The sequence below is a fragment of the Pseudomonas sp. GW821-FHT04D07 genome (assembly GCF_059420225.1).
Genome location: NZ_JBWKTH010000012.1, coordinates 146,837 through 172,104, shown reverse-complemented (window position 1 = coordinate 172,104; position 25,268 = coordinate 146,837). Strand labels below are relative to the sequence as shown.

The window sequence follows — 25,268 nt, the reverse complement described above, 5'->3', positions numbered from 1 at the left end:
CCCCCCCCCCCCCCCCCCCCCCCCCCTCCCCCCCCCCCCCCCCCTCCCCCCCCCCCCCCCCCCCCCCCCCCCCCCCCCCCCCCCCCCCCCCCCCCCCCCCCCCCCCCCCCCCCCCACAACGGCTCTACTTCACTAAAGCTCCATCCCACCCAAGCCCCCTGTAAAAACTCCACCCCCACAGACTATCTGCACTTTTCAAATTGAATGCTATTTGAGACTGGCGGCAACCTTGTTGGCCACATCCCCGGGCAACCAGGCCTTCCAGATCTCCGGATGTTCCTTGAGGAAAGCCTCTGCCACCTGACGTGGCGGCAGGCGCTCCTCGCTCATCTTCGCCAGCGCCTGGTTCAACACACCGATCGGCAGGTCGACCTTGCTGAAAAACGCCACCACCTGCGGATATTGCTTCCTGAACGGCGCCGAGACGCCAATGCTCAACTTCGAGGCCAGCGAACGGCTCGGCTTGGGGTCGGGATTATTCGCGTCCGTCAGGGTTTTCCAGGCTTGCGCATCAAAGGCCGGTTCCTCCAACTGGACCAGCTTGAACTTGCCCAACAGCGGCGTCGGCGACCAGTAGTAGAACAGGATCGGCTTGCCACGACGAATCGACGAGGTGATCTCCGCATCCAGTGCCGCCCCGGAACCACTGCGAAAGTTCACATAACTGTCGGTCAGGCCATAGGCCTTGAGCTTCTGCTGGTTGACGATTTCCGATGTCCAGCCGATCGGGCTGTTGAGAAAGCGGCCCTTATCCGGGGACTCCGGATCGCGGAAGACATCCTTGTAACGGGCCAGGTCCGCGACCCCGCGCAGATCCGGCGCCAGGGGCTTGATACCGCGCTCCGGATCACCCTTGATCACGTACTCGGGCACCCACCAACCCTCCGTCGCACCCTTGACGGTATCGCCAATGGCCGCGACCTCACCCGCCGCTTCAGCCTTGACCCACACCGGGCTGCGTCCGGCCCACTCCTCGCCGATCACCTGGATATCATTCTTGGCCAGGGCCGTTTCCAGGGTCACGGTAGTGCCGGGCAGCATATCGGTTGGCAGGCCGTAACCTTTTTCGACGATATATCGCAGGATATCGGTAATCAGGCTGCCACTTTCCCAGTTCAGGTCGGCAAAGTGGATCGGCTGGGGAGCGGCCCGAACCGCAAGCGGCATGGTGCTGACACAGAGTACCGTCAGGGCGCTGGCGAACAGCGCGCGAAATCCTTTCATGGAATTACCTCAATCGCAGGTCGTCTCTCGGCGAAAAGTCCGAAAGCCCAGAAATCTTCAGTCACTTGAACTGTAGTCGAGGTTCCCGGATTGCCGCGCCAGCGATCAGGTCAAACTCATTGTTCGCTGGCCTTGAAGGTCAGTTCACCCTTGCGCCAGCGGGCAGCCTTCTTGGTCACGTCCTTGAGCGTCTTGCTCAAGGTACCCTGCAACTGTTCGTGGGCGGCAAACACCATCACGACGGTATGCCCTTCCTTGAATACAATGCCATGGCCTTCCGGCACGCTGACATAGGCATAGTCGCCCAGGCCATAGACCGTCAGTTTGATCTCGCGAAACTTGATGTCGAACTTGCCGCCTTCGCGACTGGGCAATACCGCGGCGCGAAAATGGTCGCCCACTTTCAGTTCCAGGCGCGGCTTGTCATCGACCACCAGGGAAGTTTCGGTGTCGATCTCGGCAATGTAGATGCCTTCGGCGGTTTGTTCGGTGATATAGACAAAACGTGATTGAAACTGTTTGACCAGCTTGGCCCGAAGATCACCCAGTACAAACAGTGCATGCATATCCAGATTACTGACTGCCAACGAAAAGTCCTCAAACTCGAAAAATGAAGCCGCCCGGCAAGTGTCAGGCAACACAAAACGATCGGTCACTGCCGCCGGTTACTGAATAGAAAGCCCTGGTGTTTGCCCCGGTGGCCTGGCGATGGCCACCGGTGCGCAGAAAGCCTAATGGATACAAGGTCCCATGACTTCTGCGAAGCGTCATCAGCGCTTGAAGGAAAACACCGCATTGCACCGATCACGGGAAACCGGCAACTGAATTTGCGAGGGAAGGCCTTCTTGAAAAAAAGTAATTTCCGACATGCAGATTGCAAAAAATGCCCTGGATGAAATCAGTCCCCTGGCACAGAGAGTGATTCTAGAACACGTCAGGCCATTCGGGCCAATCAAACTACCCGTGGGTAGCCTCTTACAAGACAAAAAGTACTCGATTGTGTCCAGTCTGTCGCAAATACCTTGTCAAAACCCTCTTCGCCCCTACAGACCGACGCCCTGCGGTCGATAAGCTGGCAAGCGTCATTCCATGAGGATCACCGATGATCAACTTGAATCCATCCCTGACCCCGTCCGCGTTCCTGCTGTCGCCACTCGAAGAGACTGGCAGCTCCAGCAGCCGTCTGTCGTCCGGCCCGCTGGCGGGCGAAGAGCGTGGGTCGAATCTGCCGGGCGACAGTCTCGCGGCCAATGCAAAGGCGGCGAAGGATCGGGTCAAGAAGCTCAGGGCACAGATCGAGCAGCTTCAGCAAAAACTGCGCAAGGCCAATGCGCAGCTGGCGGCGACCAAAAGCGCCCGTCACCTCGACGAAGCCGCTCGCGAAGCCGCGGTCCAACCGGCCAAAGCGCAAGTTGCCGCTATTGGCAGCGCATTGAATGGCACCAGTAGCGCATTGTTCATGGCGGAAAAGCTGATGGCCGGGATGATCGACACCTCGGCCTGAGTAACTCCCCACGATCTTGCGGCGCTTGAACCGACGCCATCGCCAGCAAGCCGGCGGCTACCGTTCAGTGTCGCTCACAGCCTTATTTTTCCGGCTTGTAGCCCAGGCGCAATCCGCCCCAATGGCGGCCTTTGACCATGATCGGCACCGACAGGTCATGCATCAACTCACCGGTATCACGAGTGTAGGTCTGCAACAGCAGCGGCTGCTGGTGGCTGCCACAGCGGATCCCCGTACGGTCATCGAACTTGCGCTTGGTCCGATTGTGCAGCGCATCCTGCTGCGGGTCGCCGCTCAGCGGCCGGCAAAACGCCTGGTTATGGGTCGGCACATAGCCCTGGGGCGTACAGGCAATGGCGAACACCAGGCCTTCATGGCGGGCCAGCAAAGGCTCCTGGATTGCCGGCAGGACCTGATCGGTGTAACGGTCGAAACGCGTCTGGTATTTGGCCGGTGAAGTATTGGCAATCGGCTGGTAAGTGCGGTCGAACAGGTCATCGAGACTGATGCGGCTCTGCTCGATATCCGCCTCGAAACGCGCGGCAATCTGTCCGGCCCCTTCCCGGGCCAGGTCGTAGACCCGCTGGTGGTAGTCATCCAGGCCGACCTCGGCGAGGCGTTGGCTGATGGTCTCGGCCTGCCCTTCCATCTGGATCGCCGCCTGGGTCAGATGGCGGGTCTGCTGGTCGCTGACAGCCAGATCACCGCGCATCTGCTCCACCGCCGTGAACAAACTCTCCAGTTGCTCGCGGTTGCTCTGGGCGCCGCGGGCGATCTCGCCGACCTGGGCTTCGACACTGGCGGCCAGACCGGCGATATTTTCCAGATGCCGACCGGTATTCTCGACCTGCTCCACGCCACCGTCCAGGTCCTCGGCCAGTTGGCGAATCTGTCCGACGACCTGGGTGGTGCGTTGCTGGATATCGGCCACCATGACCCCAACCTCATCGGTCGCCGTGGCGGTGCGCCCGGCCAACCCACGGACTTCGTCGGCCACCACGGCAAAGCCGCGACCATGCTCGCCGGCGCGCGCCGCTTCGATGGCGGCGTTGAGGGCCAGCAGGTTGGTCTGACTGGCGATCGCCTGGATCACCAGGGTCACCCGCTGGATTTCCTCGCTGCGCAGGCTCAAGGCCTCGATCAACTCGCGGCTGGCGTTGGCCTGCTGGCTGAGTCGGTGCATGCGACCGATGGACTCCGATAGCACCGTATGCCCTTCGGCGCTGCTGCTGCGGGCCTCGCTGGCTGAACCCAGGGCCTGCTGGCTCAATTGCGAGGTGGCCTGCTCGGTGTCAATGACCTGTTCGGCGCTGGCGACAATCTGCGCAGCGGCGCTGAGTTGCGACTGCACCTTGCCGGCCAGTTGCTTGACCGAAAAGGCCACGCCGGCGGCGGACAGAGCGTTATGACTGGTGGTACGGGAAAGGTCACGGGTCAATTGCGCCAGGGCATCGTCGCTGCTCTGGACCGATAACACCGGGGCCTTGCGCATCCGCAGGCGCGGCAGCCAGACCAGCAACAGCGCCAGGGGCAGACAAACGCCCAAGGGCCAACCGGCAAAGGCCATGGCGGACAACAATAACGCCAGCCCCACACTCTGTATCAAAGGTGTCAGCCAGCGCCGCGCCGGTTTCGATTGCGCGGCCACATGCGACCCGACCCCAGGCAGAATTCCTTCTCCAGACATGTACTTACCCACCGTGAGCGTCTAATTGTTTTTTTCCATTAAACGCCACTATAGGGCCATTAGCTATGGTCCGTTAGTTGTAGGGCGCTTGAATCAACAATAGTTGCTGTGGGTCAAGTATGGAGCCGGGCTTGCTGGCGATGAACGATGCGCGGATTGACAGAAACAGCGCATCGTTCCGGATCGCCGGCAAGCCGGCTACCGAGGGCAGATCAAGCTTGGCGCTGGTGCTTGTCGATCTGCTCGTGACGTTCCTGGGCTTCGATGCAGTACTTGGTGGTCGGGCTGATCAGCAGGCGCTTGAGGCCGATCGCCTCGCCACTGTCGTCGCACCAGCCGAAGGAGTCGTCGTTGATGCGCAGCAGCGCCTGTTCCAGCTGCGGCAGCATACGCTGGTCGCGGTCGATGGCGTTCACCAGCCAGGTACGTTCTTCTTCAACGGAAGCGGCGTCAGCCGGATCAGCCGGGGTATCGAGACTCTCGATGGCAATACGGTTCTGCTCGATACGCTCGTGGGTTTCGACTTTCATCGCTTGCAACAGCTCGGTAAAGAAAGCCAGTTGCTCGGCGTTCATGTAGTCGTCCGCCGGCATGGCCAGCAACTTTTCCTTTGTCATTGATTTCTCTATAGAAAATACGTGCATTAAGGCGAATTAGGGAGCGTTCTGCACACCTGAGGGGATGCACAGAAAGGCGCCGTCCATTCCAAGCGCCACCCGGCACTCAATTTACGAGGGGCGGCAGTCTAAGGCCGAGTTATCGAGTCAGCAACTGAAATGACAGCAAAAACCTCCGATACGCCCACACAGGCGCTCTGGCGCCCGTCCCGTGGAGACGTATCGGAGTGTGTTTATAACAAGAAATTCGCCGCAAAGCGCCTGTTAAGGAGACAAATGGTCACGCAGCGCGCGGCGTAGCACTTTGCCCACGGTGGTCTTGGGCAGCTCCTCGGTGCGAAACTCGACAATCCGCGGCACCTTGTACCCCGTCAGATACTCCCGGCAATGCGCCAACAGTTGGGCCTCGCTCAAGGCCGGATCCTTGCGCACCACGAAGATCTTCACCCGCTCCCCGGTCACCTGATCGGCCACACCGATGGCCGCCACTTCCGCGACACCGGGGTGCAGGGCGACCACATCCTCGATCTCGTTGGGGTACACGTTGAAACCTGAGACCAGGATCATGTCCTTCTTACGATCCACCAGGCGAATGAAACCCTGTCCATTCATCACCCCGATGTCGCCGGTCGACAGCCACCCAGCCCGGTCCAGCACTTGGGCGGTCTCCTCCGGGCGCTGCCAGTAGCCTTTCATTACCTGCGGGCCACGGACCTGCAACTCGCCCTCTTCGCCAAGCTCGGCCAACTCGCCGTCTTCGCGCATGAACCGCACCCAGGTCGACGGCAATGGCACGCCAATGGTCCCGCTGAAGTCGCCCTCGCGCATCCGCGCGATATCGATCGGGCTGATACTGACCACCGGCGAACACTCAGTCAGCCCGTAGCCTTCGATGATCGGCACCCCGGTCACCTCCTTCCAACGCCGGGCCACGGCGGTATGGGTGGCCATGCCGCCGGCAATCGCCAGCTTCAGATCGGAAAAGTCGCGAGCACGGAAGTCCGCGCTTTCCAGCAGCCCGTTGAACAGGGTATTGACCCCGACGATGCCGCTGAACTTCTCCTTGCGCAGGATCATCTGCACCCGCTTCACATCACGGGGGTTGGCGATCAGGATATTGCGCCCGCCCAGGCACATGAACATCAGGCAGTTCACCGTCAGCGACAGCACGTGATACAGCGGCAGCAGGGTGACATTGGTTTCCTGCTGGCGCTCATCCAGCTGGTTGCCAACCCAGGCCTTGGCCTGCATCAGATTGGCGAGGATATTACGATGGGTGAGCATCGCCCCCTTGGCATCGCCCGTGGTGCCGCCGGTGTATTGCAGGAAGGCAATGTCATCGTGGGCCAGCTTGACCTTCCTGGCCTGCAACCTCGCGGCCTGCTTCATCAGCCGTGGAAAACGGATCGCCCCCGGCAGATGGAAGCGCGGCACCTGTTTCTGGACATGTCGCAGCACAAAGTTCAAGGCCGCGCCCTTGAACGTCCCCACCAGATCGCCGATTGCCGCCACCACGATGTTTTTCAGCGCACTGCCGGGCAGCGCCTGCTCCAGGGTGTGGGCGAAGTTCTCGAAGATCACCACGGTCTCGGCACCGCTGTCCTTGAGCAAGTGCCTGAGCTCATGGGCGGTGTACAGCGGATTGACGTTGACCACCACGGCCCCCACCAGCAGGGTCCCGAACAGACAGATCGGGTATTGCAGGCAGTTGGGCATCATCAGGGCTACACGATCGCCCTTCTTCACCCCCCGGGACTGCAGCCAGGCGGCAAAGGCAAAGGCGCGCCGCTCCCATTCGAGGTAGCCCATCTCGGTCCCGATGCTGACGTACGCAACGCGCTCGCGATATTTCTCCATATGTTCGAGAAACACCTCGCGCAACGATGGATAACGGTCGATTTCGGTTTCGATATCGGCGGGAACCCCCGGCTGGTAGGCGTTCAACCAGATGCGCTGATCAATGCTGTGCAGGCTTGCGACACTCATGGCAGTCTCCTTGTTGTTGTTTTATTTTTCGACGATGGCGGTCACGCCCAGCCCGCCGGCGGCACACACGGAGATCAGTCCGCGTCCCTGACCACGCTCGTCGATGGCCTTGGCCAAGGTCGCCAGCAGGCGCCCGCCGGTGGCGGCAAATGGATGCCCGCAGGCCAGGGAGCCGCCATTGACGTTGAGCTTGTCACGGTCGATCGAGCCCAACGCGGCGTCCAGGCCGAGGCGTTCACGACAATAGTCGGGGTCCTCCCAGGCCTTCAGGGTGCAAAGCACCTGGGCGGCAAAGGCTTCGTGGATCTCGTAGAAGTCGAAGTCCTGCAGCGTCAGGCTTTCGCGGGCGAGCATTCGCGGCACGGCATAGGCCGGTGCCATCAGCAAGCCCTCGGTACCATCGACGAAATTCACCGCCGCGGTTTCGCCGGTACGCAGATAAGCCAGCACCCGCTGGTTGTTCGCCCGGGCCCATTCCTCGCTCGCCAGCAGGACCACCGAGGCCCCATCGGTCAACGGCGTCGAGTTGCCGGCGGTCAGGGTGCCGTTGCGTTTGTCGTAAGCCGGCCCCAGACCGGCGAGCTTCTCCAGGCTGCTATCGGCGCGCAGGTTGTTATCGCGTTTCAGCCCGCGATAAGGGCTGATCAGGTCATCGAGGAAACCGCGCTTGTAGGCGACATCAAGGTGTTGGTGACTGGCCAGGGCCAGTTCGTCCTGGGCCAGTCGGCGGATCTGCCAGCGCTTGGCCATTTGCTCGCAATGCTCGCCCATGGACAAGCCGGTACGCGGTTCGCCGTTGCGCGGCAACAGCGGGTTGAAGAACATCCCCGGACGGACCCCGAGCAGGCTGCGCAGCTTGTCGCCCAGGCCCTTGGCCCGGTTGGCCCGCAGCAGGATCTGACGCAGGGCTTCGTTGATCGCGATGGGCGCATCCGAGGTGGTATCGGCACCGCCGGCGATTCCCACCTCGATCTGCCCCAGGGCAATCTTGTTGGCCACCAGCAACGCTGCCTCAAGACCGGTGCCGCAGGCTTGCTGCACATCGTAGGCCGGGGTCTGCGGCGACAGGGTGGTGGACAGCAGGGACTCGCGGGCCAGGTTGAAATCCCGCGAGTGCTTGATCACCGCCCCGGCGGCGAACTCCCCCAGGCGCTTGCCCTCCAGGCCGTAACGATCGATCAAGCCCTGCAAGGCGGCTACCAGCAGATCCTGGTTACTGTCCTGGGCGTAGACGGTGTTGGAACGGGCAAACGGAACCCGATTGCCACCGAGGATGGCGACCCGACGCACCGGCGCCGGATTGAAACTGTAGTGACTCATGACCGATCTCCCCGGATAAAAAGCCCGCGCATATGCGGTTTGTCCCCCGCCCTGTTGCGCACTTCGAACTCATGGCGCGTGCCGGTCGGCGGCACATTCCACAGCGTGGCACCGCCGGGCAGGAAGATCGGCAGTTTGAACTCGCAAGTCAGCTCGGCGGCCGCCAGCGGATACGGCGGTTGTTGCGCCGCCAGCGCCCGACCCAGGGTCCACATGCCATGGGCAATGGCCCGCGGAAAACCGAACAGGCGCGCCCCCAGCCAGGAGGTATGGATCGGATTGTGATCGCCGGACACCCGGGCAAAACGCCGCCCCAGGTCCGCCGGCAACGACCAGCGCTGGGTCCACACCAGGGCCGTTTCGTCCAGGTCCAATGCGCCCTGCCAGGGCTCGCCCTGGGGCGTGACCACGCCACGGCGCAGATACAGGCTTTCACTTTCCCAGACCAGGCCGCCACCGCCTTTGGCCCGGGTGACGATCTGCACCGCCTGGCCCTTGGGGTGTGCCACCCAGCGCTCGCAATGCACCTCCAGGCGCAAGGCCTGCCCGATCTCCAGGCGCTGATACTGGCGAATGCGATTGGCCAGGTGGACCATGCCGCTGGCCGGCCAGGGAAAGGTCGGGCTGGTCAGCAACAGCAAGTGCAGAGGCAGGGCCAGGTTATGGGGAAACGGCAACGGCACCCCATGTTCAGGGCGAAAGCTACAGGCCCGGGCGTAACGGCTAATGTCCGCGTCCAGCAACTCCACCGCCGGCCGGACCAGTCGTTCATCGGGCAAGCGCGGCGGCCCGTCGAGCTTGGGTTTACGCAAGCTGCGCAGGCCGAGCCAGAGCAGGCGGGCGCCGGAAGGCGGCGGGTCGATGAGACGAATCGAGGAGTCGGCTTTCATCATTCAGGCCCCCAGCAGGCTTTGCCCGCAGACGCGGACCACCTGTCCATTGATCCCGCCGGAAGCCGGATGCGCCAGCCAGGCAATGGTTTGCGCGACGTCCTCGGGTTGCCCGCCCTGGGCCAATGAATTCATCCGCCGTCCTGCCTCACGGATCAGCCAGGGAATCTTCGCGGTCATCTGGGTTTCGATAAACCCCGGTGCCACCGCATTGACCGTCACCTGCTGGCGCGCGGCCAATGCCGCCAGCCCCTGGACCAATCCGATCACCCCGGCCTTGGACGCGGCGTAGTTGCTTTGCCCCAGGTTGCCGGCGATGCCGGAAATCGACGACACGCCGATAATCCGCCCGCCAGGATTGATCGCCTGCCCCTCCAGCAGGGCCGTGCTCAACCGCAACGGTGCCTCCAGATTCACCGCCATGACCTTGCGCCAGGCGGCTTCGGTCATTTTCGCCAGGGTCTTGTCCTGGGTGATGCCGGCGTTGTGCACGACGATATCGAAAGCACCCTGCTCGCCAGCGCATGTCAGCAGCCGCTCGACCGCCTGGGGCGCGGTAATATCCAGGGCCAGCGCGGTTCCCCCGAGGGATGCCGCCACGCCTTGCAACTCGGCTTCCACCGCTGGAATATCCAGGCAAATAACCTGGGCGCCCTCACCGGTCAGTGCCTGGGCGATGGCCAGGCCGATGCCGCGACAGGCCCCGGTCACTAGGGCACGTTTCCCGGTAAGCGGCTTGTCCCAGAGAATATCCCCGGGCACATCCACCGACTCGGTGATCCGCACCACCTGACCGCAGACAAACGCCGAGCGCCGGGACAGGAAGAAACGCAGGCTGCTGTCCATTTCCGTCTCGGCACCAGGCTCGACGTACAACAGTTGCGCAGTGATCGCCCGCCGCAGCTCCTTGCCCAGGGAACGCACAAAACCCTCCAGGGCCCGTTGCGCCACGGTCTGGGCCAGTGTCGCGCACAGTTCCGGCGGCGTGCCGAGGACCAGCACCCGGCCATGGGCATTCAGGCGCCGGACATTGGCGTGGAAGAACCGGTACAACTCGTCCAGTTGCTGCACTTCAGCCAGGCCGCTGGCATCGAAGACCAGCCCCTGGACCTTGACCGTGGACGGCGCATCAATGCTCGCCGGGACCGCAGCCACGGTCTCGGTAGCGGCGAAGATCCGTTGCAGCTCGCCCAGCAGGCGGCCCTGCGGCCCGGCAGCCAGCACCACCGGGTTGAGCAAGTTGCCTGACTGGCCTTGACGATAACGTCGCAACGGCAAGGGTTGCGGTAAGCCCAGGGTACGGGCGAGCCAGCGGCCCCAGGGGGTATTGACGAACGAAAGGTAACCATCAGCCATGATTAGATTCCGATAAACCCGAGAAAAATCATTAAACCGGGTTGCCCGCGGCTACCCGACGCTTGCCCAGGTTTTTGTCGGCCTGGTCGAGATACGCCTGGCGCCGCTGCAACGCCTCCAACAGACCAAAGTCCTGGGGAAAATCATCCACCTGGATCGCATGGTCGGCATATTCAACATAGCGCCCAAGCAGCTCGTCCTCTTCACCACTGATCAGTTGCAAGTCCAGAGCCAAGGCCCGCCAAGGGCCGAAGGCCTCGCGGGAAATCGGCAACGGCGCCACCAGCCCCTGGCGAACGGCCGGTTTCAGGCGCGCGTCAATCAGTTCCACCTGGGGCAGCAAGCGGAACGCCAGCTCGCCGTAGGCCAGCTTGTCGATATCCGGCTGCGGGATATAGGAGTCGGCCAGCAACCGGTCGCGACTCTCGCCCGGGGTTTGCACCAGTTCGGCGACTTCGGCCAGCAGCCGATCGGAAGGTTTGCCCCGGGCTATGCCGAACGGAAACGCCAGGCCGCGAATGATCCGGCTGGCCGCTTTCGAAGGATAATTATCGAGGGTTTCGCTCAAGGCTTCATGGGCGCGCCACAGGGCGTCCTGGGCCGCCCAGTGCACCAGCGGCAGGTCCGCACGTGACCGGCCGTCGTCATCGAAGCGCTTGAGGACACAAGACAGGATGTAGAGCTGCGAGAGGATATCGCCAAGCCGCCCGGTGATACTTTCCTTGCGCTTGAGGGCCCCGCCCAGCACGCCCATGGAAATATCCGAGGCCAGCGCCAGCACCACCGACAGGCGCTCGATCTGCCGATAATAAGGAGCCAGTGCCGGATCGCTTTGCGCCGGCGCCTTGAGTAGCCGGCCGGCCGTCAGCCCGTGCACCGCGGCCCGGACCGTGTTGGCCAGGACAAAACCGATATGGCCGAACATCGCCTGGTCGAAAGCTTCCAGCCCCTCGGGCCCCTGGCGACGGGCCGCCTCCATTTCACGCAATACGTAGGGATGACAGCGGATCAGCCCCTGGCCATAGATGATCAGGCAGCGGGTCATGATATTCGCGCCCTCCACCGTGATGGCAATCGGGCTTTGCTGGTAGGCCCGGGCCAGGAAGTTGTTCGGCCCCATGCAGATACCCTTGCCGGCGGCGATGTCCATGCCGTCGTTGACAATGGCCCGGGCCCGCTCGGTCACGTGGTACTTGGCGATGGCGGAGATCACCGAGGGTTTCTCGCCGGCATCCAGGGCGGCCACCGAGACCTTGCGCACCGCATCGCAGGCATACAGATGCCCGGCCATGCGCGCCAGCGGCGCCTGTACCCCTTCGAACTTGCCGATGGGCAAGCCGAACTGCTTGCGCATCGCGGCATAGGCCGTGATGCCGCGCACGGCGACCTTGCCTAGGCCGACATTGGCCGAAGGCAGGGAAATCACCCGGCCGGCGGCCAGGCATTCCATCAGCATGAGCCAGCCATTACCGACCTGCTCGCGACCGCCGATCACCCACCCCAGGGGAATAAAGACCTGCTTGCCCTGGGTCGGACCGTTCTGGAACACCGCGTTGAGCGGCCAGTGTCGACGACCGTGTCGCACCCCCGGATGGGAGGTGGGGATCAACGCGCAGGTGATCCCCAGGCTGCCCGGGCTGCCCAACAGGCCGTCGGGGTCTTCGGCGCGGAACGCCAGGCCCAGCACCGTGGCGATCGGGCCCAGGGTGATATAGCGCTTGTCCCAGGTGACGCTGAAGCCCAGCACTTCCTCACCTTCGAAAGTGCCCTTGCAGACCACCCCGAGATCGGGAATCGCCCCAGCGTCGGAACCGGCGTAGGGACTGGTGAGGGCAAAACAGGGAATGTCTTCGCCCCGGGCCAGACGAGGCAGATAGTACTGGCGCTGGGCCTCGGTACCGTAATGCAGGAGCAGTTCGGCCGGCCCCAGGGAGTTGGGCACCATCACTGAGATCGCCGCCGCCGAACAGCGGGTCGAGAGTTTCATCACCACTTGGGAATGGGCATAGTGGGAGAAGCCCTTTCCGCCGTATTGACGGGGAATGATCATGCCGAGAAAGCCAGCCTCCTTGGTGTACTGCCAGGCCTGGGGTGAAAGGTCCTGCCAGACCTGGGTGGTTTCCCAGTCGTTGGCCATGTCGCAGAGGGTTTCCACCTCGTTGTCGAGAAAGGCCTGTTCTTCTTCGCTCAAGCTTGCCGGCGCGGCTGTCAGCAGGCGCTCCCAGCGCGGTTGGCCGCTGAACAGCTCGGCGTCCCACCAGACGGTCCCGGCCTCGATCGCGGCGCGCTCGGTGTCGGACATGGCCGGCATGATCCGGCGAAACAGGACCAAGGCCTTGCGTGAAAACAGGGCCCGACGCAAGGGTCTGACCGCCAGCACCACGGCCGGGACCAGGGTCAACAGCCCGCCGATGGCAATGCCTAGTGGCCCGACCACACCGAACAGATAACCGCTTCCCAGCCAGACCAGCACGCCCGCCAACCACAGGCGGGCGGACGCCTGCCGATACCCGAGGGCCAAGGCCCCCGCCACTGCCAACAACAGCCAGAAAGTCATGAGCACACCTCTTTGAACATTCAGGAAAAACCACCGGCGACGAGGGCGAATGGCGCTAGGGGCAGCCATCGACACGACGACTCGCAGGCTTCTACCTTACAAAGAATAGAATCGTTTTAAAATTATTTTTTAAATAAAAATTTATATTTTATGCCGAACAAAAAAACCGATCGAGTCGGTTCTTTGGAAGCGTCTTTCCGCAAGGCACAGCACGCCCCTGTAGGAGCCGGCCAGCCGGCTCCTACAAATTTCGCCGCACCTGAGCACAGCGCAATGACAGAAGTTGCTATCAGAACTTGTAAGTCGTCGACAGACTGACCACTTCGCCGGAGGCCTCTACCTTGCCATCGAGTGTCGAGCCACCGAGCCGATCCACGTTCTGGGTATGGATCGGGGACTCTTTCACGAACTGCCGTGAATATGCGCCATCGATGCTCAACCCCGGTATTTCCTTGATTTCATAACCGAAGCCCAGGGAAGTAAACCAGCGGTCGTTGTCCGGAATACGAGGGTCGCGGGTCGAGTTACGGGTTGGCGTCTGGTCGAAGGCCACACCGGCGCGCAGCGTCAGGCGATCGGTGAACTTATAGTCCCCCCCCAGCGAGTACATCATGGAATCCTTGTAGTTATAGGGAATGGCCACAATGACATTGCCGTCGGACTTCAGCGTCAGATCCTTGAAGGAAGACCACTGGGTCCAGGTTGCACTGACGCCCAGGGTGAAACGGTCGCTGAACACATGCACCCAGTCCAGGCCGGCCGTGGCGGGGATATCCAACTGGGTACTGGCGTTGGCACCGTCCGGATTAAGACTGAGCCCAGGATAGGCCAGCCCCACCAGCGTCTCACCATTGGGCCCCAACGGCTGGGTGGTGTACTGCCTGCCGAGCGCATCGGCGTAGATATTGTATTTACCCTCCAGCTTGTTCTTGATCTTGGCGTGATAGTTCAGCCCGAGGGTGTCCCGATCGGTCGGTTTCCAGACCACCCCGGTAAACCAACCGACCGAGGTATTGTCCACCTTGACCCGCATCAGGTTCGAGCCGACGCCCGATGGGAAGGGAATGCCCCCCAGCCCCGGGGACAAGGCCGCCGCGCCAGTCAGGTTGAGGTTCTGGCTGACGAACCCATTGGTGTGTTGCACGATAACACCACCGCCCACCGAAAAGGCATCGTTGACCTTGAACGACAGCGAGCCCGTGAGCCCCACGGTCTCGATCTTGGTATCCACGGCAAAGTCACGACCTTTCCAGTCTTCGTCCCAGGTACTGCGCATCCCCTGCGGAACTACCTGGCTAAGGCCAAAAGCAAAACGATCATTGATCGGTATGACCAGAAACCCGGTTGGAACCCAGGCCGTAAAACCGCCTTGGCCACCATCGCCTGTCAGGGGCACAGCGTCGCCGGGAATGCCATTGGCATCCACGGGGGTCCGCGAGGCAGGATTGCCCTGATAGTCGGTGGCGGTCCCCGTATACTTCAGTTTGATACGCGCATAGTCGACCGTGAACTGACCCACACTCTGATCAATAAAGGCCATTGCCGCCGGGTTGTTATAGGCAGCACTGGGGTCGTTCTTGAACAGCGAACCGCCCCCGAAAGCACGCCCCCAGCCAGGTGCACCGTAGGTGGGTGTCGAAAAGCCGCCGGCCTCGACAGGCCCTGCACTCACCAACCCGCCCAGAACAGCCAGTGCGACAGCGACGTGCAATTGTTGTTTCTTATTATTCATGCCCCACTCCTTATTATTATCAACCGCAACAGGTCATCCCGGCTAACCAGCACTCAACAGACGCCTCCGGGGAGGCGCCGGTCTTATCAACGAGTGATCAGCACGTTGCTCTCAACCCAACCTCAAGGGTTGGTGATGACAAAGGTCGGATTAGGTGCGACGCTGAGTGCGGTGATGCTGCAACTGCCCACGGCCTGGGCACTTGGAACGGTCAACGCGCCGCCACCATAGTTGGTGCTGATATTGGCAGTGCCACAGTTTGAAATAACACTGAAGCTGACGCCGGACACCGTTGCGGTGCTGGTGCTGGTCGGCGTCAGCGTCCAGGGCAGGTTTTGCATCACTGGTACACTGCACAGGGAGTTGGAACCACTGACAGTGGCCGCGGTAATCGACGCCGAGGAGCCGTCAACAGCGGTCTTGCCCGTGAACGTGATGTTGCAGGTCACGGGCAGGTTGAACGACGCCGGGGATTTCACCGTAATGGTGCCGGGTGCGCTGAAGTTGGTATTGACCGGAGTAATGGTAGCAGCGTTGACCATGGATGCCGCGCCTAAGCAGACAGCAATGGCAGTGAACGATACAAAAGTCTTGATGCCTTTCATTGTTGTTATTCCTCACATGTTATGGCGATTCATTTCGCCGGGGAGTAATGGCCGTTAACGGACAACACGGAGTACCACGACAGCAACAGCGACCGAGCTTCCTTTTCCAGCCAAATTTTCAAAGTCCGCAATGTAACTTTTCAACACCCGACAAACGCCGGGTCAGTCAATTCAGGGTACGACCCGAAAGTTCGCCGGCATCTGGATCGACACCGTCTTGATAGTGCAACCACCGTCCAGCGCCACATCGGCTGCCTGGAGTTTTCCGCTGCTGTTGCTCCAGGAGCCGTGCGCCGTGGTCGGTCCACAATCGCCACCGACAAACGGCGCATGCACCGTGACCTGGATGCCGGACATCGAGCCACTGCCTTCATCCTTGGCCACCAGCTTCCAGGGCAGGTGCGTGGCCTCGACCTGGCCGCATTTCAAACCGCCGTCGAAACCGACCTTCTCGACACTGGCATAGCTGCCGTCAGCGCTGATCCGGCCGCTGACTTCAATGGTGCAGTCGGCATTGATGATGCTCTTGGCAAAACTGATCGGACCCTTGGCGCTGAACTCGCTATTGGCCGGTTCCATCCGCGCGGCGGCAAATGCCGGCGCCACGGCCGACAACCCCAGCAGTACCGCAAGTACCCGAACAGCTAATCGAACTCTTTGCATGGTTGAGGTCCTTCCTGGTACTTATTGTTGTTTTTATGGGCCAACTTCATTTTTTCCTCGGGCGCCCTCCGCCAATCGCGGCGTGAGTTTTCCCGCCATGCGCACTTTCAAGGGTGGGCATGTTGTTTGACGGTTCCATTCAATAGGTGTGGCGGGTACCGTAGCGCTCCAATAACTCCACGCGTTTGGACGACTGCAAGTTGGCCAGTCTTATATTCCCTTCGTAGTGGGCCAGGACCCGATGATCCATCAGGCGTCGCCAAAGAAACGGTACATAAGCCCAGACCATCATGCTCGCGTATCCGTAAGGCAGTTGCGGTGACTCATCGAAGTGTCGCAAGGCCTGATAACTACGCGTCGGATAGGCATGGTGATCGGAGTGTCGCTGAAGTTGAAAGAGGAAGATATTGGTGACAACCCGATTACTGTTCCAGGAGTGCCGTGGCGAACAGCGCTCGTAACGACCGCTGGGTAGCGTCTGGCGCAACAGTCCGTAGTGTTCGACATAGTTCACTACTTCCAGCAACGAGAACCCGTAGATCCCCTGGATCAGCAAGAAGGGAATCACCGCGCTGCCCAACCAGAGGATCAGGCCACTCCACATCACCACGCTGAACAGCCAGGCCCCGAGCACGGTGTTTTTCCAGTGCACGGCCGGCAACCCCAGTTTGCCCAGCCGCTCGCGCTCCAGGCGCCAGGCCGAACGCAGGCTGTGGTGCACCGAGCGCGGCAGGAAACTCCAGAAACTTTCCCCAAGGCGCGAACTGGCCGGATCTTCCGGGGTGGCAACACGCACGTGGTGACCACGATTGTGCTCGACGAAGAAGTGGCCATAGAAGGTCGGCGCCAGGGACAACTTTGCCAGGAACTGTTCCAGCGGCCGGGTCTTGTGTCCCAGTTCATGGGCAATGATGATCCAGCGGTAGTCGGTTTGTTTTTCAAGATCCGGAACCACGGTTTCCGGTGGGTTGCTGCGGTCTTCGCCGAGCAGGCCGTCAATCATCGGGATCAGCCCGAAGATCACCAGCACCCCGCTCCACCACAAGGCCTGGATGCCCGTGGCGAGGGCGAACACGCCGGACAATAGCGGCGTGGCCATCGGCAAAGCAACGAGCCACCACAGATGCCGCTTGCCGTCAGTCCAGGTTCCAGGTGCCGCCAGGGAAGCATTCATGGCAGCCTCCGCGGGATCACAACGGAACACGAACGCACAGCCCACTGAAGGGCAGGCAGGGAAAAAGCAAATGCGTCAGAAAGCGTTATTTTCATTATTTTAATCGCTCAAATGCACTTTTAAAAAAAACATTCAAAACATTTTTTTAAATATTTAGCCCGATTTCGATAGCTCGTCAACTATTTTCTTGGGGAATTCTCAACGCCGTTCACAGAATCGCCGACCAGGCTGCAAACCACTCGATCAGGAAGCGCCCTGCACCGCGGTTACCGGGCTAGTGGCGGGATGTTGAGTGGGTTGCGCGCGCAGGGCGATATCCTGGACCAGTTCGACCACTGGCTCCACGGCGGTGACCGGCAACATGTGCCCGCCTCCCTGGATAATCTCCAGACGCAGGCCTGGCAGCTTGCCGAGCATCGACTCACCGTGCTTGCGGTAATTCAGCACGTGATCCCGGGAGCCATAGACCAGGCCCACCGGCAGCATCAGTTGTGGATAGCGCCGGACCATGTCCGGCAGGTGCTGGTTGACCGTGGCGATCTCGCTGGAGGCGCAATAGAAGTTGTTGCTACGCAAACCCAGCAATCCGCCACCGCGCCGGGCAAAGTCATGGGGCGGCGATTCGGGGGCGAACACTGCCTTGATCAGGGCCTTGCGTCCGAGCATGCCAATGGGCGCGGCGAGGACTCCCGCGAACCAGCGCCGCAACCACGCGGGCCGCACCCCCAGTGACAGAAACACCGGGGGCAGGATGCGCTGGGGCTGAGTCAAGGGCGCCACCAGCACCAGCCCGGAAACCGCCTGCGGATGATCAAGCGCCAGGGACAAGGCCAGTGCACCGCCAAGCGAATGCCCGAGTACCAGGGGTCGATCCAGGCTCAAGGTGCGAATGAACTCGGCGATCAGGCTGGCCTGGGCGGGAATATCGACCCCGGCGCCCGGACGGCGGGAGGAGTAGCCAGAGCCGGGGCGATCCAGGGTGATCACCCGGAACTGCTCGCGCAAACGCGGCGACAAGGCATAGGTCAGGTTGCGTCCACAGCCGGACAGCCCGTGGATCATCACCAGGGCCGGACCGCTGCCCTCGTCCACATAATGAATCCACTCGCCGCCCACCTCGATAAAACGCCCCTCGGGTGGCACCGTGGTTTCGATACTCCGATTGATCCGCGAACCGATGGCCCACAGCACGGCATTCGCCGCCGCAAAAACTCCAATCCCGACGCCCCATCCCATTGCCTGGTCCTCGCACCCCTGCCTCCAGGCGCGGAGCCGGGATTGGCTACCACCTCGAGAATCGCCTACACCTCATGAACCGGCCCATCGGTCGGATGAGTCGCCAGGGTTCGGCAGAACACTAGCGTAGGCGATATTTTCAGGTAAGTTATTTAAATTATTTTTTAAAACATTTAATTTAATTATGCAATGCTGATGGTTCATCCAGCGCTGCCGCTCACCGGCGGACGTTGCCACACTTGAGGTACACAGCATGAATGCGTACTCGTCACCCCCGCCAGATGGCGAAGCCGTTGATATCGCGATCATTGGCGCCGGTTTTGCCGGGCTGTGCATGGCCATCCGCCTGAAGCAGGCCGGCACCCGCGATTTTTTCGTCGCCGAACGGGCCAACAGCCTGGGCGGCACCTGGCGCGACAACCACTATCCGGGCTGCGCCTGCGATGTGCAGTCGCATGTCTATTCCTTTTCTTTCGCGCCCAATCCGTACTGGAGCCGGCAATTTGCGCCCCAGGCGGAAATCCGTGCCTATCTGGAACGTTGCGCGGAGGATTTCGGCATCGGTTCGCACCTGCGTTTCAGCATGGCCCTGAGCGCCGCGGTGTTCGACGAAAGTCGCCAGCGCTGGGCGTTGAGCTTTGCCGATGGGCGCCAGGTATCGGCACGGATGCTGATTTCCGGCATGGGCGGACTCTCGCGCCCTGCGCTGCCGGATATTCCGGGGCTGGCGGGCTTCCAGGGCAAAAGCTTCCATTCCCAGCACTGGGATCACGACTATGAACTGGAAGGCAAACGGGTCGCGGTGATCGGCACCGGGGCCAGCGCCATCCAGTTCGTGCCGCAGATCGCCCCGAAAGTCGCGCACCTGAGCCTGTTCCAGCGCACCCCGCCGTGGATCCTGCCCAAGCCGGACCGTCAGCTGTCGACGGCTGAACGCTGGCTGTTCAAGCACCTGCCCGTTACCCAGCGCCTGGCCCGCTCGGCTATTTACTGGGCCCTGGAAAGCCGGGTGATTGCCTTCGCCCGCTATCCGAAGCTGATGAAGCTGGTGCAGAAAGTCGCGGTGCGCCATCTGTACCGGCAGGTCGCCGCACCGACGCTGCGCAAGACCTTGACGCCCGACTACACCATCGGTTGCAAGCGCATCCTGATCTCCAACGATTACTATCCGGCCCTGGCCCGCAGCCATGTAAAAGTGGTCAGCCAGCCGGTGACGCGGATCGAGGCCGATGCCGTGGTCACCGCCGATGGCCTACGTCATCCGGTCGACTGCCTGATCTTCGGTACCGGTTTCCAGGCCTCCGAGCCCTTGCCCCGGGGCCTGATCAGCGGGCGCGACGGCGTCGACGTCCTCGATGCCTGGGCCGATGGCGCCCACGCCTACCTGGGCACCTGCCTGCCGGGCTACCCGAACCTCTTCATGATCATCGGCCCGAACACCGGGCTGGGGCACAACTCGATGATCCTGATGATCGAGGCCCAGGTCACCTACATCCTTCAGGCCCTGGAGCAGATGCGCGACCAGCGGATCGAGACCCTGGAGGTCAGGCCTGAAGTGGAGCGCCGCTACAACGAGCGACTCCAGCAGCAACTGCAGCGCGCGATCTGGTCAACCGGCGGCTGTCGCAGCTGGTACCTGGACCCGCGCACCGGCAAAAACACCACGCTCTGGCCCGGTTCGACCTGGCGGTTCAGGCAGGTCACAGGCCATTTCCAGCTCAGCGACTATCGGGTTTCCATCCGGTTATCCCCGTGCCCGGAACCGGCCCCCGCCCAAGCACACGCCCCACGAGGCCGCCCATGAATACATTCAACGGCAAGGTGGCGGCGATTACCGGGGCCGGGGCCGGCATGGGCCGCGCCCTGGCCATTGCCCTGGCCCGCGAAGGTTGCCACCTGGCCCTGGCGGACAAGAATCCCCAAGGCCTGGCCCGCACCCTGGAACTGGCCCGGGCCGCCACGTTGCTGCCACTGCGCATGACCACCCAGGTGCTCGATGTCGCCGAACGCCAGGCCCTGTTCGACTGGGCCGCCGCCACGGCCGCCGAACATGGCGGCGTCAACCTGGTGTTCAACAATGCCGGAGTGGCGTTGTCGAGTACCATCGAAGGCATGAGCCAGGAAGACCTCGACTGGATCGTCGGGATCAACTTCTGGGGCGTGGTCCATGGCACCCAGGCCTTCCTGCCCTACCTCAAGCAGTCCGGCAACGGCCATATCATCAATACCTCCAGCGTCTTCGGGCTGTTTGCCCAGCCCGGGATGAGTGCCTACAACGCCACCAAGTTCGCCGTGCGCGGCTTTACCGAGTCGTTGCGCCAGGAACTCGACCTGATGGACATCGGTGTCTCGGCCACCTGCGTGCACCCTGGCGGGATAAAGACCGATATCGCCCGTTCCAGCAGGATCCGCGACAACGTCAAGGGCCTGCTGATCGACAACGAAGAACAGGCCCGGGCGGATTTCGAAAAACTCTTCATCACCGATGCCGACCAGGCGGCCCGGACGGTCCTCCACGGCGTGCGGAAAAACCGCCGGCGGGTGCTGATCGGCCGCGACGCCCATGCCCTGGACTGGCTGGTGCGCCTGCTGCCCGGCGCCTATCAGGCCCTGGTGGTGTTCGTCACCCGGCGGATGTCGCCCCTGGGTAAACGCAAGACTCGGCCTGGCGCCCAAGACGCCAAGGACCCGGGCGGCCTCAATTGAAAGGAGTATCTGCCATGTTGCCCGTGCGCCGTGATGTCCATGTCGACCTGCCCGCCGAACGTGCCAAGGACTGGCATGCCCAGGGGCCGTGGGTCACGCATTTCTTCAATGCCCTGTCCTTGCTGTTTCCCTCCGGCGAACTGTTCTTCATGGACAGCGTGCGCCATTACCGGGATCGGGTGCACGACCCCGAACTCAAGCGCCAGATCCAGGGTTTTATTGGCCAGGAAGCCATGCACAGCCGCGAGCACCTGCGCTACAACGACATGCTGCAAGCCGCCGGCCTGCCGGCGCACAAGCTCGATCGACGGCTGCGGATGATTCTCGACTTCCAGAAAAAGCACTTCCCTCCCGCCTTCAACCTGGGCATCACCATTGCCCTGGAGCATTACACGGCGATGCTCGCCGACCTGATGCTGCGCGACCCGAGCCGTTTCGGCGACTCGGTCGAAGGTTATCGACAGATGTGGATGTGGCATGCGCTGGAGGAGACCGAACACAAGTCGGTGGCCTTCGATGTATGGAATACCGCGCTCAAGCCGGGGCTGGGGCGCTACCTGATCCGTATCGGCAGCATGCTGAGCACCACGCTGATGTTCTGGCTGGTGGTGTTCGACTTTCATCTGCGCCTGCTGATCGCCGACCGCAAGGCCGGTCATCACCTGAAAGGTGGCTGGAGCATGCTGAAGTACCTGTTCGGCCGCCACGGCATATTCCCACGCATCGCCAGGCCCTGGCTGGACTACTTCAAGCCGGATTTCCATCCCTGGGACCATGACAACCGCGAGCATCTGCAACGTATCGATGCCCTGGTCGAGGCGATGGATAACCAGCGCTCCTGACTGCGCAGCCTTGCTCTAATGCCATCCAGTTAATGAACTGGGATTGTGAAAACGCCACATAACCTGTGGCAGCTGGCTTGCCAGGTCAGTCCGGTTCCAGCGCTTGGATCTGGCTGGCGGTATCGATACTCACCACCACCGACAGCCCCGGGCGCAGCCGGTCGAGCTCCTCCTGCCCCGGATCGACGATGATCCGAACCGGCACCCGCTGGGCGATCTTGACGAAGTTGCCGGTGGCGTTATCGGCCTGCAACAGACTGAACTCGGAGCCGGTCGCCGGGGCAATGCGCTGCACCCGGCCGGTAAAGCGGCGATGGTTGAGGGCATCGACGGTAAAGCTTGCCGCCTGTCCCACGCGCACCGCCGCCATCTGGGTTTCCTTCATATTGGCAATCACCCAGTGCCGGTCCGGGACCAGGGCCATCAACTGCGCGCCGGAGTTCACATAGGCTCCCAGCCGCACTCCGATCTGCCCCAGTTGGCCATCCCGGGGCGCGGTGATACGGGTATTGGAAAGATCGATCCTTGCCAGCTCCACCGCCGCCTCGGCGTTGCTCACGGCGGCTTCCAGCGAACCGCGGTTGACCAGCACGGTTTGCAGGTCCTGACGGGAAATATCCAGCGCCGCCCGCGCCTGCTCCACCGCCGCGCCCGTCTGCGCATGGTCGGCACGGGTCACGTCGAGCTCACGGCGCGACACCGAACCATCGGCGATCAGCGCCTCATTGCGCTTGAGGTCGGCGCTGCTCTTGAGCACCTGGGCCCGACTGTTGTCGAGCGCCGCCTGGCGCTGGGCGATGGTCGCCTCGGCGCTGCGACGCTGCTGCAGGTTGTTGGCCAGGGCGGCCTTCTGCACCTCCAACTGGGCCAGCGCCTGGTCCAGCCGCTGCTTATAGATACGGTCATCGAGGCGCACCAGCAGGTCACCGGCCTTGACGAACTGGAAATCCTGCACCGGCACTTCGAACACATAGCCGCTGAGCTGTGGACCGATCAGCGTCACTTGCCCGCGGACCAGGGCATTCTCGGTGCTTTCGATGGCGCTGCCGAACGGCGGCAGTTGCCAGGCATACAACACGATCAACACGCCGGTGATGGCGATCGCGGCAAAGCCCAGCGAAGAAACGATGCGCACGCCCAGGGATCTCGGCTCGGTGGACGAGACGCCGGCTGGAGTGACCCCTTCGGGGGTGGCGGCAATGGCATTGGTCGTGGTCGCAGGTTCGCTCATCGTGAAGGGGCACCGCTGGTGAGAGTGGAAGACGGGGCGTTGCGGGCAATCTTCTTGTTCATGCTGAGCAACCACAAGCTACGGGCGAAAATCCACAGCATGGTCAATAGCGCGATCACCGCAATCAGCATGAATACATCGTTATAAGCCAGGATATTCGCCTCGCGGGTCGCGGACGCGGCCAGTGCCTGCATCCCCTGGGTGGTGCGCGCCGACGGATCGAAAATCACCCCAGCGTAGGCCGCGCTGCTGCTTTGCAGGCGGGCGGCGACCTGCGGATCGATCAGCGTCAGGTGTTCGACGATGCTGCTGGAGTGGAATTTCTCCCGCACCACCTGGAAGGTGCCCAGCAACGCGGAACCGATCAGCCCGCCGAGATTGTTGCAGATCCCGAACAACACTGAAAAGCTCACCAGGTTGCGCGGGTTGGTCACCACGTTGCGAGTGCCCAGGGCCATGGTCGGGCCGAGGAAAAAGGTCCCGCCGAAGGCCAGCAGGAATTGACTGGCGTACATGTTGGCCGGGCGCGTCAGGTTGCTGGAGAAGCTGTCCATGGACGAACCGAGCGCGATCAGCGCCAGGGAAATGATCAGCGGCATGAGCAGGTGCTCGGGATCAATGGTCAGGGCACTGACCGCCAACCCGGCGATGCTGCCCAGCAACATCACCCCATAGAGGCTGCGCATCTGCTCGCTGCCCATGTTCAAGGCCTGGAGAAAGCCCACGGCACCGGTGGACTGCTCGGACAAGACCATGCGGATCAGGATCACCGCCAAGCCCAGGCGGATCATCGCCCCGCTACCGAGCCAGCGAGTCATCAGCATCGGGTTGCTGCGGTTGTGCTCAATCGCCAGTCCCGCGAGGATCAGCACGATCGACGCGGCCGAGGCCAGGCCGATCCAGGGTGCCTCCAGCCACCAGTCGATCCGCCCCAGGGACAGCACCGCACAGAGCAACGCCACGCCGCTGGCGAGAATGGCGAAGGTCAGGAAGTCGAGTTTCTCAAAGGTCTTGAAGCGATCGCCCGGCGGCAGCTTGAGCAGGAACACGCAGCCCAGGGCCGCCAGGGCCAGTCCCAGCTCGAACAGATACAGGCCACGCCATTCGGCGATCTGCAGCAGGTCTTCGGAAAACAGCCGGGCCAGCGGCAGCGCCAACTGCGAGGTACCCAGGCCCAGCACCAGGGCCTTGAGCCGCCACTTCGCCGGGAAGGCCTGGATCATGTAATACAGCCCCAGGGAGCTCAGGGCCGCGCCAACCATGCCGTGGGCCGCGCGCACGGCAATCGCCGAACTCAGGTCATTGACGAACAGATGGCCGAAGGTCACCAGCGCATAGAGCACCAGGAACACCTCGGTGAACGCCCGCAGGCCGAATTGCTGGCGAAACTTCACCAGCAACAGGTTCATCGAGACGTTGGTCATCACATAGGCCGCCGGCAGCCAGGCGATTTCCGCCGTGGTCGAGCCCAGGGCGCCTTGCAGGTACGGCAGGTTGGCGATCACCAGCGCGTTGCCGAGCCCGCCAGTCAGGGCCACCAGCAGCCCGACCATCGCGTAGGCCCAGCGTTTCGGCGTGGAATGCAACGGCGTCGACGGCGATCCGGGCAGGCTGGGGCGCTCGTGGGGCTGCCAGTCGTGCGGCGCATAATGGTTCATCGGGGCCCGGCTCCAAACACTGGAAGGCGACTCTTTTGCGCGGCAGCACAGATTACCTGAATCACCGCTGTCTATTGAGCAAAAACAACAGGTCGTTCATCTCTTCTTCATAGGCTTTTCACATTTGGGCGTTTACCGTAGAATCCCGCCCGCGCTCCGAACCAGGGAACTGATAAAAATCATGAAGATAACGCTGTTATGCAGCTTTGACATTTCATTTTTTTAGGCTTTAATCGCCGCATGTCTTTTATTACCCCTGTATCATCCCACGGTCATGCCT

20 protein-coding genes are annotated in these 25,268 nt (G+C 62.0%); 4 read left to right on the top strand and 16 right to left on the bottom strand.

What is annotated here, in order from left to right:
- Positions 1 to 207: 207 nt before the first annotated feature.
- Both AC07T0_RS16680 and AC07T0_RS16675 read right to left on the bottom strand, forming a co-directional pair.
- On the bottom strand, positions 208 to 1,224 hold the full coding sequence (locus tag AC07T0_RS16680; protein WP_495002231.1) for an ABC transporter substrate-binding protein: 1,017 nt from the start codon (positions 1,222 to 1,224) through the stop codon (positions 208 to 210).
- Between the two features lie 116 nt (positions 1,225 to 1,340).
- Positions 1,341 to 1,811, bottom strand: coding sequence for a hypothetical protein (locus AC07T0_RS16675; protein ID WP_495002230.1), 471 nt, complete (start codon positions 1,809 to 1,811; stop codon positions 1,341 to 1,343).
- A gap of 515 nt (positions 1,812 to 2,326) precedes the next feature.
- On the opposite strand from AC07T0_RS16675, the gene AC07T0_RS16670 reads away from it, so the two are divergent.
- Positions 2,327 to 2,728, top strand: a complete 402-nt coding sequence (locus AC07T0_RS16670) for a hypothetical protein (protein ID WP_495002229.1) — start codon at positions 2,327 to 2,329, stop codon at positions 2,726 to 2,728.
- Positions 2,729 to 2,810: 82 nt separating this feature from the next.
- Here AC07T0_RS16670 and AC07T0_RS16665 read toward each other — a convergent pair whose 3' ends face one another.
- From AC07T0_RS16665 to AC07T0_RS16610, 12 genes are all read right to left on the bottom strand, one after another.
- On the bottom strand, positions 2,811 to 4,220 hold the full coding sequence (locus tag AC07T0_RS16665) for a methyl-accepting chemotaxis protein (protein ID WP_495002239.1): 1,410 nt from the start codon (positions 4,218 to 4,220) through the stop codon (positions 2,811 to 2,813).
- Positions 4,221 to 4,627: 407 nt separating this feature from the next.
- A complete protein-coding gene (locus tag AC07T0_RS16660) occupies positions 4,628 to 5,032 on the bottom strand; it encodes a TraR/DksA family transcriptional regulator (protein WP_100943636.1) in 405 nt (134 codons plus the stop codon).
- A gap of 264 nt (positions 5,033 to 5,296) precedes the next feature.
- Positions 5,297 to 7,018 (bottom strand): AMP-binding protein, encoded by a 1,722-nt coding sequence (locus tag AC07T0_RS16655; protein WP_495002228.1) that lies wholly within the window; start codon positions 7,016 to 7,018, stop codon positions 5,297 to 5,299.
- Positions 7,019 to 7,039: 21 nt separating this feature from the next.
- Positions 7,040 to 8,338, bottom strand: a complete 1,299-nt coding sequence (locus tag AC07T0_RS16650) for an acetyl-CoA C-acetyltransferase (protein ID WP_495002227.1) — start codon at positions 8,336 to 8,338, stop codon at positions 7,040 to 7,042.
- Positions 8,335 to 9,228, bottom strand: a complete 894-nt coding sequence (locus tag AC07T0_RS16645) for a MaoC family dehydratase (RefSeq protein ID WP_495002238.1) — start codon at positions 9,226 to 9,228, stop codon at positions 8,335 to 8,337. The genes AC07T0_RS16650 and AC07T0_RS16645 overlap by 4 nt, the downstream gene beginning before the upstream one ends.
- A 3-nt stretch (positions 9,229 to 9,231) precedes the next feature.
- Positions 9,232 to 10,584, bottom strand: coding sequence for a 3-oxoacyl-ACP reductase (locus tag AC07T0_RS16640; RefSeq protein ID WP_495002226.1), 1,353 nt, complete (start codon positions 10,582 to 10,584; stop codon positions 9,232 to 9,234).
- Positions 10,585 to 10,615: 31 nt separating this feature from the next.
- Positions 10,616 to 13,141, bottom strand: a complete 2,526-nt coding sequence (locus AC07T0_RS16635; RefSeq protein WP_495002225.1) for an acyl-CoA dehydrogenase — start codon at positions 13,139 to 13,141, stop codon at positions 10,616 to 10,618.
- A 289-nt stretch (positions 13,142 to 13,430) separates the two neighbouring features.
- Positions 13,431 to 14,873 (bottom strand): outer membrane protein transport protein, encoded by a 1,443-nt coding sequence (locus AC07T0_RS16630; RefSeq protein WP_495002224.1) that lies wholly within the window; start codon positions 14,871 to 14,873, stop codon positions 13,431 to 13,433.
- A gap of 122 nt (positions 14,874 to 14,995) precedes the next feature.
- Complete coding sequence (gene praB / locus AC07T0_RS16625; protein WP_495002223.1) at positions 14,996 to 15,478, bottom strand: alkane oxidation protein activator PraB; 483 nt, start codon at positions 15,476 to 15,478, stop codon at positions 14,996 to 14,998.
- 171 nt (positions 15,479 to 15,649) lie between these two features.
- Entirely contained in the window at positions 15,650 to 16,141 is a 492-nt protein-coding gene (gene praA / locus AC07T0_RS16620; protein ID WP_495002222.1) for an alkane oxidation protein activator PraA, read from the bottom strand.
- Between the two features lie 139 nt (positions 16,142 to 16,280).
- Complete coding sequence (locus AC07T0_RS16615) at positions 16,281 to 17,315, bottom strand: alkane 1-monooxygenase (protein ID WP_495002221.1); 1,035 nt, start codon at positions 17,313 to 17,315, stop codon at positions 16,281 to 16,283.
- A gap of 243 nt (positions 17,316 to 17,558) precedes the next feature.
- Positions 17,559 to 18,551 carry an alpha/beta fold hydrolase gene (locus tag AC07T0_RS16610; RefSeq protein WP_495002220.1) on the bottom strand — a complete coding sequence of 331 codons (993 nt, stop codon included), beginning with the start codon at positions 18,549 to 18,551 and terminating at the stop codon, positions 17,559 to 17,561.
- A gap of 253 nt (positions 18,552 to 18,804) precedes the next feature.
- On the opposite strand from AC07T0_RS16610, the gene AC07T0_RS16605 reads away from it, so the two are divergent.
- The 3 genes from AC07T0_RS16605 to AC07T0_RS16595 are packed head-to-tail and all read left to right on the top strand — an operon-like array spanning position 18,805 to position 22,099.
- Complete coding sequence (locus AC07T0_RS16605; RefSeq protein WP_495002219.1) at positions 18,805 to 20,355, top strand: flavin-containing monooxygenase; 1,551 nt, start codon at positions 18,805 to 18,807, stop codon at positions 20,353 to 20,355.
- The gene (locus tag AC07T0_RS16600; protein ID WP_495002218.1) at positions 20,352 to 21,257 is read left to right on the top strand and encodes an SDR family NAD(P)-dependent oxidoreductase; all 906 of its coding nucleotides are present in this window, start codon (positions 20,352 to 20,354) and stop codon (positions 21,255 to 21,257) included. The genes AC07T0_RS16605 and AC07T0_RS16600 overlap by 4 nt, the downstream gene beginning before the upstream one ends.
- 14 nt (positions 21,258 to 21,271) lie before the next feature.
- Positions 21,272 to 22,099 (top strand): metal-dependent hydrolase, encoded by an 828-nt coding sequence (locus AC07T0_RS16595; protein ID WP_495002217.1) that lies wholly within the window; start codon positions 21,272 to 21,274, stop codon positions 22,097 to 22,099.
- Positions 22,100 to 22,184: 85 nt separating this feature from the next.
- Here AC07T0_RS16595 and AC07T0_RS16590 read toward each other — a convergent pair whose 3' ends face one another.
- Together AC07T0_RS16590 and AC07T0_RS16585 are read right to left on the bottom strand one after the other, a co-directional pair.
- Complete coding sequence (locus AC07T0_RS16590) at positions 22,185 to 23,330, bottom strand: HlyD family secretion protein (RefSeq protein ID WP_495002216.1); 1,146 nt, start codon at positions 23,328 to 23,330, stop codon at positions 22,185 to 22,187.
- A complete protein-coding gene (locus tag AC07T0_RS16585) occupies positions 23,327 to 24,988 on the bottom strand; it encodes an MFS transporter (protein ID WP_495002215.1) in 1,662 nt (553 codons plus the stop codon). Before AC07T0_RS16585 ends, AC07T0_RS16590 begins: the two co-directional genes overlap by 4 nt.
- Between the last annotated feature and the right edge of the window lie 280 nt (positions 24,989 to 25,268).

Coding starts and splice junctions, on each gene's coding strand:
- AC07T0_RS16665 (WP_495002239.1), bottom strand. CDS start 4,220: ATGCGCAAGGCCCCGGTGTTATCGGTCCAGAGCAGCGACGATGCCCTG.
- praA (WP_495002222.1), bottom strand. CDS start 16,141: ATGCAAAGAGTTCGATTAGCTGTTCGGGTACTTGCGGTACTGCTGGGG.
- AC07T0_RS16605 (WP_495002219.1), top strand. CDS start 18,805: ATGAATGCGTACTCGTCACCCCCGCCAGATGGCGAAGCCGTTGATATC.
- AC07T0_RS16670 (WP_495002229.1), top strand. CDS start 2,327: ATGATCAACTTGAATCCATCCCTGACCCCGTCCGCGTTCCTGCTGTCG.
- AC07T0_RS16590 (WP_495002216.1), bottom strand. CDS start 23,330: ATGAGCGAACCTGCGACCACGACCAATGCCATTGCCGCCACCCCCGAA.
- AC07T0_RS16655 (WP_495002228.1), bottom strand. CDS start 7,018: ATGAGTGTCGCAAGCCTGCACAGCATTGATCAGCGCATCTGGTTGAAC.
- AC07T0_RS16660 (WP_100943636.1), bottom strand. CDS start 5,032: ATGACAAAGGAAAAGTTGCTGGCCATGCCGGCGGACGACTACATGAAC.
- AC07T0_RS16650 (WP_495002227.1), bottom strand. CDS start 8,338: ATGAGTCACTACAGTTTCAATCCGGCGCCGGTGCGTCGGGTCGCCATC.
- AC07T0_RS16615 (WP_495002221.1), bottom strand. CDS start 17,315: ATGAATGCTTCCCTGGCGGCACCTGGAACCTGGACTGACGGCAAGCGG.
- AC07T0_RS16680 (WP_495002231.1), bottom strand. CDS start 1,224: ATGAAAGGATTTCGCGCGCTGTTCGCCAGCGCCCTGACGGTACTCTGT.
- AC07T0_RS16640 (WP_495002226.1), bottom strand. CDS start 10,584: ATGGCTGATGGTTACCTTTCGTTCGTCAATACCCCCTGGGGCCGCTGG.
- AC07T0_RS16610 (WP_495002220.1), bottom strand. CDS start 18,551: ATGGGATGGGGCGTCGGGATTGGAGTTTTTGCGGCGGCGAATGCCGTG.
- AC07T0_RS16635 (WP_495002225.1), bottom strand. CDS start 13,141: ATGACTTTCTGGCTGTTGTTGGCAGTGGCGGGGGCCTTGGCCCTCGGG.
- AC07T0_RS16595 (WP_495002217.1), top strand. CDS start 21,272: ATGTTGCCCGTGCGCCGTGATGTCCATGTCGACCTGCCCGCCGAACGT.
- AC07T0_RS16600 (WP_495002218.1), top strand. CDS start 20,352: ATGAATACATTCAACGGCAAGGTGGCGGCGATTACCGGGGCCGGGGCC.
- AC07T0_RS16585 (WP_495002215.1), bottom strand. CDS start 24,988: ATGAACCATTATGCGCCGCACGACTGGCAGCCCCACGAGCGCCCCAGC.
- AC07T0_RS16645 (WP_495002238.1), bottom strand. CDS start 9,228: ATGAAAGCCGACTCCTCGATTCGTCTCATCGACCCGCCGCCTTCCGGC.
- AC07T0_RS16630 (WP_495002224.1), bottom strand. CDS start 14,873: ATGAATAATAAGAAACAACAATTGCACGTCGCTGTCGCACTGGCTGTT.
- praB (WP_495002223.1), bottom strand. CDS start 15,478: ATGAAAGGCATCAAGACTTTTGTATCGTTCACTGCCATTGCTGTCTGC.